We start from the raw sequence: 12,006 nt of genomic DNA, 5'->3' as shown, positions 1-12,006 counted from the left end.
CGCAGAAGCATGAAATCATTGCCTGCCGCAGCCAGATCCTCATCGCTGGCGTATATATAGGTGGCCATCGATACGGTCGAGCCGGGACGGAATTGTTCGGTAACGAAAAATGTCCGTGGCATCGGAGTATCGAGAATCGAGAATAGACTGACCCGGTCAACCGGACGACCGTCGGCTTCCTTGATCCAGACCATAGCTTCGGGGGATTCATTGACCGCGAAGGGCATGCCCTTGGCAATCCGCTGGTCATAATGCGAGACCCATGCCGGAGCCATCGGGTTGACCGATGGCAGGGAGATCGAGTCTTCTGGTGATTTGGCCTCAGGAATCGCGACCTGATAGTCGATATCGGTCGGACGGCGGGTGCTGGTCACGATATCTGCGGCGTTGGTCAACGCGCCGTTCTGGGACAGTTCCACGCGCCAGAATTGGGTCGATGCACCGGCGCGGAGCAATTTGACCGATATTTTGACCTCGCCCGGTCCTACCCCGGTCATGAATATGATTTGTTGCGAAACCAACGGGCCACGACGCTCGGGGAGCATTTCTACTGCTTGCGCCGCAATCGCTGCCACCCATCCACCAAAGGCCATGCCGGTCGGATTGCGATATACATCGCTGGCTTCGATAGTGAACTGGCCGTCGTCCAGCGCGATTAGCGCGGTTTCGCGATCAAATATAAATGTCATGCAATGCCCTGATTATTGGATTTTTTCAATTTTATAGCCGCGTTTAGCGAGCGTTTCCTGCACCGCATCCGGTCCGACGAGATGGGCTGCGCCTACCGCGATCAGCGATGTACCGGGCTTTTGCAGGCGCTTGTCCAACTGCTCCACCCAATCCAGATTGCGCGATACCAGCAGATATTTACGAGTCGTCGGGTCGGCCAGAATACCGGTGTCGGTTAGCGTCACCATTTGTTCGACATTTCCGGTCATCCAGGCGTTGAACAGATTTTCAAAATCTTGTCGTGCATCGGATGAATCTTCAACCACGCTGGTTAACATCTGGCGTTGTTGCTCTTCGGGAAGCTTGTCAAAATAGCCCAATTGCAGTTCGATGGTTTCCAGTGCCTCGATCGGTTTGCCTGCTTTGGTAAATTGGGCCGTGAGTATCTCCTCCACACCGCTGCTGCTGTTCAGTCCGAGCCCCTTGGTTTGCGCGGAAGCCAGCGAAAGCGCGGCGGCCCATGTTTCCATCCGGTTGAGAGAGCGTTCGGGGATATTGGCGGAATCGATGATCCGGTCGAGGTCATCGTGCAAGGACGGCTTGATCCGCCTCTCCAGCTTTTCCTGTCCGGGCGAGATCGCCAGCCGGGAGAATATTTTCGCCGCTCCCTGGGCGTCGTCCAGTCCTAACACTTCGATGACCAGCCGATCCGATTCCAAAATCGCCGCTTCCAGAGCAGGCGTCCGCCATTGGACATCGTCGGGTAGGATATGGATCGTGCCAAACATATAGGCCACGCCTATTTGCCCGGGCTGGGTGCCGCTGATTTTCCAAAGCGCGGGCGTGCCGGTCTTGACCGTGTTCAGGGTCACGGGCTCGGGCGTGTTGTTGCATGCGCCGAGCATCAACGCGGCAAATAGAGTCAGGATGGGGGCCAGGATACGCATGGGACCTATTTGGTGCCTCCGCAGTCAAAAGGAAGCCCGATAGCGAGAATTTTCAATATTCGATCCGATCTACAGTCAGTCCTTTTTGCTCCAGGATAGCCTGAAGGCTGCTTTCTCCGGCAAGATGGCCGGCGCCGACTGCCAGGAAAACCGTTCCCGGCTGCTCCATTCGCTTGCCGACCCAATCGGCCCAGGTGCGGTTGCGATTGACCAGCAACGTGTCGTATAAAATCCTGTCTTCCATGCCGGCATTCATCAGCGCACCCAGCGCATCGATATTGGCATTGGCCCATTCCGCGACCATCTGTTCCATGCCGTCGGCGGCGTCGGCTATGGTGTCGACGGTGAAGTTGAGAAAGCGAATCTGCACCTCTTCGGGCAAATTGTCGAAGAATCCCAATTGCTGCTCCGGGGTTTCCAGTCCGGTGACCGTGATTGCCCGGGCCTTGGCATGCGACAGCAATTCATCCTCGACGCCCTGATCGGCCGCATATCCGTTTTTCATCAGCGGTATCAGCGAGAGATTGACGCTGGCGAACCACGGGTCGAGCGGATCGAACGCGGCGACCGGCAGGTCGAATTTGGTCATGACCGCTTCAAAGTCTGCACGGTCTTCTGCGGTCAATTTGTCTCGCAGCGATACACCGCTTGTATCGATTGCCAGATCGGTAACAATTTTTGCCATCACCGCTGGGTCGGGTTTGATCATTTCGATGACCAGTTCATCCGACGCGTCGAAACTTTCTTTCACCGCTTCGTCGAACCAGGACATTCCTGGCTTCAGAATATGGACGGTGCCGAACAGATAGATGGTCGTGTCATCATCCTTGATCACCCAGAGCGCGGGATCGGGATCATCGGGGATGGCCGCAGGCGCGGCAGGGGCTGCAGGAGCGGCATTGCTGCTCACACTCGCGATATCTTTCTGGGTAGCCGGGCAGGCGGTCAGCGTCAGATACAGGGGGAAGAGTAAAACCGTGGAAAGCCAGCGACGCGCCATGAATAAGTTGCTCCGAGAGAGATTGGAAAGGGCTACATTCAACAATTATCGGCAAATGCCCAGTGAAATTTGAGTGATGGTCCGGTGGTACTGGCACCCGCCTTACAAATCTGTTAACCGGATGATTAAATATAGGAGATCCCCTGATGAGCATGATCCACGCCCGCACCTGTCATATTTGCGAAGCCAATTGCGGCTTGTTGGTGGAGGTCGAGGGGCGCGAAATACTCTCGATCAAGGGCAATCCCGATCATGTGCTGAGCAGGGGGCATATTTGCCCCAAGGCAACCGCGATCGCGGATTTGCAGGATGATCCCGACCGTTTGCACAAGCCGGTGAAGAAAGTGGATGGCCAGTGGCAGGAAATTGGCTGGGAACAGGCTTTTACGGAAATTGCTGCGAAATTTGTCGCGCTTAAGGGGCAAGGCGCCAAACCCGCAATGTATGCAGGCAATCCCGGCGCGCATGATTATGCGCTCTCCACCCAAGTCGGCCAGCTACGCCGGGCCATGGGTCTGAAAAATATCTATTCGGCTTCGACATTGGATCAAATCCCGCATCATGTCGTGCAATATCATATGTACGGCCATGTCAGCCTCGCCGCCGTGCCCGATATCGATCGTTGCCAGTATCTGGTGATCATCGGTGGCAATCCGGTGGCCTCCAATGGCAGCATCTGGACGGTGCCCGACTTCAAAAAACGGGTGAAGGCAATGCAGGCGCGCGATGGTCAGCTGATCGTCGTCGACCCGCGCCGGACCGAAACCGCCAAGATCGCCGACGCGCATCACTTCGTGAAGCCGGGAACCGATACCGCCTTGATCATCGGGATCTTGAAAAGCATTTTCGATGGCGGGCTGGTCGATACGTCCCGCGTCGATGATCTGCTCGATGACAGCTGGAGCGCCATCGAACCGGCGATAGCCGGCTTCGATATGGATCAGCTCGCTGCCCATTGCGGTATATCGGTCGCCACCATGCAGGAAATGGCCGCGCAACTGGCCGCGGACCAGCCTGCTGCGCTCTATGGCCGGATGGGCGTTTCGGTCTGCGAATTCGGGACGCTCAACCAGTGGCTGATCCAGATCATCAATATCGCCTCCGGAAATCTCGACCGGGTCGGTGGCACGATGGTCCCGCAGCCTGCACTCGATACGATCAATCTGGTTGGCAGGGGATCGGTGCGCACCGTCGATACTGTGCGGGGCACGATGCCGTCGATCATGGGGGAGCTTCCGACGATAACCTTTGCCGATGAAATGCTGCGCGACGACGAGGAGCGGATCAGGTCATTGTTCGTGCTGACCGGAAATCCGGTTCTGTCGGCACCGGATGGCGCAAAGCTGGACCGCGCGCTCGAACGTCTCGACCTGATGGTCTCGTTCGACATGTATGTCACCGCGACCAGTCGCCACGCCGACTATATATTGCCGCCTTGCGGGCCGCTGGAGAAGGACCATTATCCGTTTTTCTTCGGGCCGCTCGCGATCCGCAACTATGCCAGCTACTCGCCGGCGATCTTTGATATGCCGGATGGCGAGAAATCGGACTGGGAGATTGTCGCGGAACTGAGTCTGGCGATATTGGCGCAGGACGGGCAGGATATCCCCAATATCCGCATACCGCGCGATGTCCTCGACAATATGTTGCAAAGCTCTCCTGCAGGTTTGACTCTGGCCGAGGTAGAGGCCGCGCCCAACGGTATCGATCTCGGACCGCTGCAACCATGTATGGCCGAACGGCTGCGCACCGAAAATGGCATGATCCAGTGCGCCCATCCCGATTTCCTCGCCGAACTTGAGCATTTCGCCGCTTCGCTCGAAACCGAGCGGCCCGATGTGCTGCGCCTGATCGGTCGCCGCCACGTCCGCCAGAACAACAGCTGGCTGCACAATAGCAAGCGCCTGCTCAAGGGGCCGGATCGCTGTACTTTGATGATCCATCCCGATGACGCCATGGCTCGCGGCCTGATCGATGGCGGCATGGCGACGGTCACCAGCCGGGTTAACAGCATCGATATCCCGGTCGAGGTGAATGACGACGTCATGCCCGGTGTGGTGTCTATCCCGCATGGCTTCGGTCACGGACGAAAGGGCGTCGGTCTGTCGGTGGCGCGGGAGAAGCCGGGGGTTTCAATCAACGATCTGACCGATCCAACAAGCTATGACCGCTTGTCCGGCAATGCGGTACTGAATGCGACTCCGGTTACGGTCGAGCGAGCAGAAGAATTGGTGGCGGCGGAATAGAGTCTGTCGCCTCAGCGTAGGCTGGGGTCTAATCCGCTCGATCGGGGGAGTCGCAAATTTGTTTGGGCCCCAGCCTGCGCTGGGATGACATTTTTATCCCCGCCAGAGGGAACTCCTCCCTTGACCCTAGTGCCCTCCTTCGCCAAAGCAGCGCGTAAATATTGCACTCGCGAAGAAAGTCTTCATCTTGGCCGATACGAAGCCTCTAAGCTTCCAGCAGATCATCCTGAAACTCCATAATTACTGGAGCGATCGGGGCTGCGTGATCCTGCAACCCTATGACATGGAAATGGGGGCAGGGACGTTCCATCCCGCTACAACCCTGCGCGCGTTGGGACCTGATCCGTGGAACGCGGCCTTTGTCCAGGCCTGCCGCCGTCCGACCGATGGCCGCTATGGCGAAAATCCGAACCGGCTTCAGCATTATTATCAATATCAGGTGGTGCTCAAACCATCGCCGCCGGACATCCAGCAACTCTATCTCGACAGTCTGGTCGCGATCGGCATCGATCCGATGCTGCACGATATCCGCTTTGTCGAGGATGACTGGGAAAGCCCGACGCTTGGCGCCTGGGGCCTCGGCTGGGAAGTCTGGTGCGACGGCATGGAAGTTACCCAGTTCACCTATTTCCAGCAAATGGGCGGCTTTGACTGCAAGCCGGTCGCTGGCGAACTGACCTACGGCCTCGAACGGCTGGCCATGTATATCCAGAATGTCGACAGCGTCTACGATCTGGATTTCAACGGCAATGGAGTGTCTTACGGCGATATCTTCCTCGACAACGAGAAGCAGATGTCGGAATGGAATTTCGAGGTCGCCAATACCGAGACCTTGTTCGACCTGTTCAACAAGGCGGTCGGCGAATGCGAGAATTGCCTCGAAGCAAAACTCCCGATCCCGGCCTACGAGCAGGCAATCAAGGCGAGCCACGTATTCAATCTGTTGCAGGCGCGCGGCGTCATCAGCGTTCAGGAACGCGCCAGCTATATGGGCCGCGTCCGGGATTTGGCCAAGGGCAGCTGTGAAGCGCATATGGAAAAGAACGGGTGGACAGCGTGATCATTCTTCTGACACTCGTCACCCCAGCGCAGGCTGGGGTCCAAACCAAGTGCGGTTCTCCCACGCAAGGCGGGTTGGATTCCAGCCTTCGCTGGAATGACGGTTTGCCATCATGACCGATTTCCTCCTCGAACTGCTCTCCGAAGAAATCCCCGCCCGCATGCAGGCAAAAGCGCGCATCGACCTCGAACGGCTGTTCGCCGAACAAATGACCGCAGCGGGCCTCAAGGCCGGCGCGATCACCGTTTATTCGACGCCACGGCGTCTTGCTCTGGTCGCTAAAGACCTGCCCGCGCAAACCGAAGCGGTCAGCGAGGAAGCCAAGGGCCCGCCCGAAGCGGCGCCCGATCAGGCGGTTGACGGTTTCTGCCGCAAGAATGACGTCACCCGGGACCAGCTCGAAGTCCGTGACGTCAAGGGGCGCCCGACCTATTTTGCAGTGATCAACAAGCCGGGCCGTGATACCAAGGACGTATTGGCGGAAGCCATTCCGGCGATCATCAGAGCTTTCCCCTGGCCCAAGGCGATGCGCTGGGGCGATGCGAGCAGCTCGACCGAAAGCCTGCGCTGGGTGCGGCCGCTCAGCGGGATCGTCGCTATATTGGGCGATGAACTGGTCGAATGCGAAATTGACGGCGTGACGTCGGGTTGCCAGACTGTCGGCCACCGCTTTCATCATGACGGCATGATCACCATCGGTAATGCCGGTGATTATGTCGAAAAACTGCGGGCCTGTCACGTATTGGTCAATCACGAAGAGCGCCAGAATATCATTCGCGATGGTGCCGCCAAGGCCGCAGCCGATGCCGGTCTTGACCTGGTCGAAGACGAAGGCCTGGTGATCGAAAACGCCGGTCTGACCGAATGGCCGGTGCCGTTGCTCGGGTCGTTCGATCCTGCGTTTCTCGATGTCCCCGAGGAAGTGATCCAGCTGACCGCCCGGGTGAACCAGAAATATTTCATCTGCCGCGACAAACAGGGCGCTCTCGCCCCGAATTTCGTCTGCACGGCAAATATCGACGCCAGCGATGGCGGCAAGGCAATTACAGCGGGGAATGAAAAAGTCCTCGCCGCGCGGCTCTCCGACGCCAAATTCTTCTGGGAACTTGACCAGAAGACCAAGTTGGAGGATCATGCGAAGAAATTGAGCAACATTGTGTTCCACGAGAAATTGGGAACGGTTGCCGACAAGGTAGAGCGTGTAGCCAAGCTGGCTGAGTGGTTGGCGTCTTTAGAAGGGACTGGGTTACTCCGTGCCGACCCAGAACAGACCAAGCAGGCCGCACGTCTCTGCAAAGCTGATCTCGTCACCGAAATGGTCGGCGAGTTCCCCGAGCTGCAAGGCTTGATGGGCGGCTATTATGCAGAGAAAGAAGGACTTCCGGTAGAAGTCTCACACGCAATCAGAGATCATTACAAGCCGGTCGGGCAGGGCGATGATGTGCCGACCGATCCGGTGACTGTGTTCGTGAGTTTGGCGGACAAGCTTGATACTCTCGGAGCATTCTTCGGTGTCGACTTGCCTCCAACTGGCTCTAAAGATCCCTTTGCCTTGCGGCGTGCTGCCCTTGGGGTGGTGTCGTTAATACAGGAAAACAACCTCCGGATTCCGTTGGAAGTTGCCATCGAAAATGCTCAGAATTGGCTTGTTGAAAGCCCTGCTGGACTGACAATGAGTCGGGGTAAACTTCTCGATTTCTTCGCCGACCGATTAAAAGTGCAGCAACGCGAGGCAGGGGTCCGGCACGATCTGATCGACGCGGTGTTTGCTCTTGGCGGAGAAGACGATCTGGTGCGCTTGCTCGCCCGGGTTAAGGCTTTGCAGGCTTTTGTCGAAACTACGGATGGCGTGAACCTGCTCGCCGGTTACAAGCGAGCTTCGAATATATTGAAGAAGGAAGCGCCGGGCAGCGCGGAGCAGGGTGATGCAAAACCGCTTTCCTACACGCCCGAAATAGCGGAAAAGGCCCTGATCGACGCGCTCGACGCGGCGCAGCCGGAAGTCACCGCTGCGATCGCCGCCGAGCAATTTGAAACCGCGATGACCGCGCTCGCGGCGCTGCGCGGACCGATTGACCAGTTTTTCGAGGATGTGACCGTGAACGACGAAGACGAAGCAAAGCGCGAAGCCCGGCTAGCCCTGCTCGCGCGCTTTCGTAACGCCGTCCACCAAGTTGCTGATTTTTCGAAGATCGAGGGCTAGAAGATATTTGATTCATAACAGTGTAAAGTTTGTAAAGCTCGTCAGCGAGATTTTGCGGTAGACCAGAGCAATTTACCCCTCCCTTTCAATGGAGGGGATCCAGGGGTGGGATATGAGGAAAGTGGCTCGATGCCGCTTTCCGAATCTCTTGGTGGCACGACACCACCCCAACCCCTCCTCTGAAGAGGAGGGGCTAACATATGGAGTTTAGAGCTAGAATGACCCAATATGTATATCGTTTCGGTGGCGGCATGGACGCAGATGGCGCGCCATCTGACAAAACAGAAGCCCGCAACCTGCTCGGCGGCAAAGGGGCCAATCTAGCCGAAATGGCCAATATCGGGTTGCCGGTACCACCGGGGTTCACGATCTCCACGGCAATGTGCACCGAATATATGAACAATGACGGCGCTTATCCCGAAAGTCTCAACGCCGAAGTCGCGCAGGGCGTGGCCCATATTCAGGCGGTGACCGGCAAGACATTTGGCAATGCGGGCGATCCGCTGCTGGTTTCGGTGCGCTCCGGCGCCCGCGCCTCGATGCCCGGCATGATGGACACCGTGCTCAATCTCGGTCTCAATGACGAGACCGTCGAAGGCCTTGCCAAAACCTCCGGCGACGAACGTTTCGCCTGGGACAGCTACCGCCGGTTCATCCAGATGTATTCCGACGTCGTGCTTCAGCTCGACCATGACGCGTTCGAGGAAGCGCTGGAAATCATCAAGGAAGACAACGGCTTCTTTACCGATACCGAGATGGAGTCTAAACATTGGAAGGCTCTGGTTGCGGAATATAAGAGCCTGGTAGAAAAGCTCTGGGGCAAACCATTCCCGCAAGACGTCAATGACCAGCTATGGGGCGCAGTCAGCGCCGTATTCGGCAGTTGGCAGGCGGATCGGGCCAAGGTCTACCGCCGTCTCAACGACATTCCCTCCGAATGGGGCACCGCGGTCAATGTACAGGCGATGGTCTTCGGCAATATGGGCGAAACCAGCGCGACCGGCGTCGCCTTCACCCGCAACCCGTCGACCGGCGACAGCGCTTATTATGGCGAATGGCTGATCAACGCCCAGGGCGAGGATGTCGTCGCCGGTATCCGTACACCGCAATATCTCTCCAAGGCCGCGCGCGAAGAGGCGGGTGCCAAGCCGCTGTCGATGGAAGAGGCGATGCCGGAGACGTACAAGGAATTGACGGACGTTTTCGATCTACTCGAACGCCATTATCGCGACATGCAGGATATCGAATTTACCGTCGAGCGCGGCAAATTGTGGATGCTTCAGACCCGCTCCGGCAAGCGTACCGCCAAGGCGGCATTGAAAATCGCGGTGGATATGGCCCATGATGGCCTGATTACCGAAGAAGAAGCGGTATTGCGCGTCGATCCGATGGCGCTTGACCAGCTGCTCCACCCGACGCTGGATCCAGAAGCCAAGCGCGATGTGCTGACAACCGGCCTGCCGGCTTCTCCCGGCGCGGCTAGCGGCTTCATCGTCTTTGACAGCGACACCGCAGAACGGCGTACCGAAATGGGCGATGATGTCATTCTGGTGCGCACCGAGACTTCGCCTGAAGATATTCACGGAATGCATGCCGCCAAGGGCATTTTGACGGCGCGTGGCGGCATGACGTCACATGCTGCCGTGGTCGCCAGAGGCATGGGAAGACCTTGCGTTTCCGGCGCCGGCACGGTTTCGATCAACAATGAAACCAAGATCATGAAGGTCGGCGACCGCGAGCTCAAGGAAGGCGATATGCTGACCATCGACGGCAGCAATGGTCAGGTCATGGCCGGCCGGGTCGACACAATCCAGCCCGAGCTGGTCGGCGATTTCGGCGTCCTGATGGTCTGGGCCGACAAGGTCCGCCGCCTTGGCGTCCGCACCAATGCGGAAACCCCGCTCGATTGCCAAGTTGCGCGCGATTTCGGTGCCGAGGGAATTGGTCTCTGCCGCACCGAGCATATGTTCTTTGATGCGGCGCGGATTACCTCCGTTCGCCAGATGATCCTGGCACCGGACGAAGCGGGTCGCCGGGTTGCACTAGCGAAACTGCTGCCGGAACAACGCAACGATTTCCGCCAGATTTTCGAGGTTATGGTCGGCCTGCCGGTCACTATCCGCCTGCTCGATCCGCCGCTGCACGAATTTCTGCCGCATCACCAGTCGGAATTTGAAGAAGTCGCGAAAGCCGCCAATGTCGGCGTTGAAACGCTGAAACAGCGGGCCAATGAATTGCACGAGTTCAATCCGATGCTCGGCCACCGCGGTTGCCGTCTCGGCGTCACTTATCCCGAAATCTATGAAATGCAGGCACGGGCGATCTTCGAAGCGGCCTGTGAAGTCGCAGAAGCCAGCGGCGAAGCGCCGATTCCTGAAGTCATGATCCCACTCGTCGCCACCGCGCGCGAGCTGGAATTGATGAAAGATGTGGTCGACCGGATGGCGAAGGAAGTCTTCGCCGAAAAAGGCCGCGAGATAGAATATCTCGTCGGCACGATGATCGAACTGCCGCGCGCCGCCCTGATGGCCGGCGCGATCGCCGAACATGGCCAGTTTTTCAGCTTTGGCACCAATGATCTGACCCAGACCACTTTGGGCGTTTCCCGCGACGATGCCGGGCGCTTCCTGACCCAATATGTCGACAAGGGCATTTTTCCGCGCGATCCGTTCGTCAGTCTCGATATCGAAGGCGTCGGCCAACTGATTGAAATCGCAGCAGAACGGGGCAGGGCAGCCCGCCCCGATATCAAACTCGGGATTTGCGGCGAACATGGCGGTGATCCCGCCTCGATCGCCTTTTGCGAAAAGACCGGCTTGGATTATGTCAGCGCATCGCCCTATCGTGTGCCAATCGCTCGGCTAGCGGCGGCGCAGGCGGCTCTTCGCAAATGATATAGGTTGCTTCGCACCGGATGCGGAGCGCTGAAGGCAAGCGAGTTCTGCCTGACAATGCGCTCGGCATCGGGCTCGAAGAGCAGATGTGACAAGATAGTTCGGATTGTGGGACCAACAAGGCAAATTATGGGTTGCCAGCGGAGAATTCACCCCCTATCTGCACCGTCTGGTTAGCGCCCATAGCTCAGCTGGATAGAGTACTTGACTACGAATCAAGGGGTCGGGAGTTCGAATCTCTCTGGGCGCACCACCTTCCTTTTTGTCAGACCATGCACTTCAAAAGATGCACCAAGGTGCACTTGCGCATGGCTCGCAGCTAGCGTAGTTTATCGGCATTGCACCCGATAAACCGAAGGACCTGTATTGGCCGATTATTCCCATTCCATCGTCGATGCGCTTGCCGAGCGCGAAGCGCAGAAAATTACGGTACCTGATGAAGTCCAAGAAGCGGTGAAGACGCTGCTCCTCTGGGCCGGCGAGGATCCGGAGCGGGAAGGGCTGATCGACACGCCGAAACGCGTGGCGCGGGCGTGGAAGGAATATTGCGAAGGTTATGCGGAGAATCCCGCGATGCACCTCGCCCGTACTTTCGAAGAAGTCGGCGGCTATGACGAGCTGGTGCTGCTCAAGGATATCCCGTTCCACTCGCATTGCGAACATCATATGGCGCCGATCATCGGCAAGGCCAGCATCGCCTATATGCCGCGTGACAAGGTCGTCGGTATTTCCAAGCTCGCCCGCGTGCTCCACGGCTTTGCCCGTCGGCTGCAAGTGCAGGAACGGCTGACCGCTGAAGTCGCGGAATGTATTTGGGAAAACCTGAAACCCGACGGCGTTGCGGTGGTGATCGAAGCCAGCCACAGCTGCATGACCGCGCGCGGGGTCCGTACACCCGGTGTCAAGATGACCACCAGTCGTCTACATGGTTGTTTTATGGAAGATGCACGCAGCCGCAAGGAAGTGATGAGCCTGATGGGCTATTGA

Annotated in this window: 8 protein-coding genes and 1 tRNA gene; 6 read left to right on the top strand and 3 right to left on the bottom strand. The window is 57.7% G+C overall.

The genetic code is table 11. From position 1 onward, the window contains the following. From V7680_RS07600 to V7680_RS07590, 3 genes are all read right to left on the bottom strand, one after another. Positions 1–689: acyl-CoA thioesterase (locus V7680_RS07600; RefSeq protein WP_335652683.1), on the bottom strand; the 689-nt coding region annotated here is incomplete at its 3' end. Between the two features lie 12 nt (positions 690–701). Then, a complete protein-coding gene (locus V7680_RS07595) occupies positions 702–1,616 on the bottom strand; it encodes a TraB/GumN family protein (RefSeq protein ID WP_335652682.1) in 915 nt (304 codons plus the stop codon). 52 nt (positions 1,617–1,668) lie between these two features. Then, positions 1,669–2,616: a TraB/GumN family protein gene (locus tag V7680_RS07590; RefSeq protein ID WP_335652681.1), complete on the bottom strand. Its 948-nt coding sequence runs from the start codon at positions 2,614–2,616 to the stop codon at positions 1,669–1,671. A gap of 146 nt (positions 2,617–2,762) precedes the next feature. Here V7680_RS07590 and V7680_RS07585 point away from each other — a divergent pair, with 146 nt between their 5' ends. The 6 genes from V7680_RS07585 to folE all read left to right on the top strand — a co-directional run bounded on the left by V7680_RS07585 (position 2,763) and on the right by folE (position 12,006). Continuing rightward, complete coding sequence (locus tag V7680_RS07585; RefSeq protein WP_335652680.1) at positions 2,763–4,862, top strand: molybdopterin oxidoreductase family protein; 2,100 nt, start codon at positions 2,763–2,765, stop codon at positions 4,860–4,862. A 187-nt stretch (positions 4,863–5,049) separates the two neighbouring features. Further along, a complete protein-coding gene (locus V7680_RS07580; protein WP_335652679.1) occupies positions 5,050–5,922 on the top strand; it encodes a glycine--tRNA ligase subunit alpha in 873 nt (290 codons plus the stop codon). Between the two features lie 112 nt (positions 5,923–6,034). Beyond that, positions 6,035–8,125, top strand: a complete 2,091-nt coding sequence (gene glyS, locus V7680_RS07575) for a glycine--tRNA ligase subunit beta (RefSeq protein WP_335652678.1) — start codon at positions 6,035–6,037, stop codon at positions 8,123–8,125. A 218-nt stretch (positions 8,126–8,343) separates the two neighbouring features. Next, positions 8,344–11,019, top strand: coding sequence for a pyruvate, phosphate dikinase (gene ppdK / locus V7680_RS07570; protein WP_335652677.1), 2,676 nt, complete (start codon positions 8,344–8,346; stop codon positions 11,017–11,019). 176 nt (positions 11,020–11,195) lie between these two features. Continuing rightward, positions 11,196–11,272, top strand: a tRNA-Arg gene (locus tag V7680_RS07565). Between the two features lie 113 nt (positions 11,273–11,385). After that, positions 11,386–12,006 (top strand): GTP cyclohydrolase I FolE, encoded by a 621-nt coding sequence (folE, locus tag V7680_RS07560; RefSeq protein WP_442954990.1) that lies wholly within the window; start codon positions 11,386–11,388, stop codon positions 12,004–12,006.

The organism is Parasphingorhabdus sp. (assembly GCF_036963705.1).
Taxonomy (GTDB): domain Bacteria; phylum Pseudomonadota; class Alphaproteobacteria; order Sphingomonadales; family Sphingomonadaceae; genus Parasphingorhabdus.
This window is presented reverse-complemented; position numbering and strand designations above follow the sequence as displayed.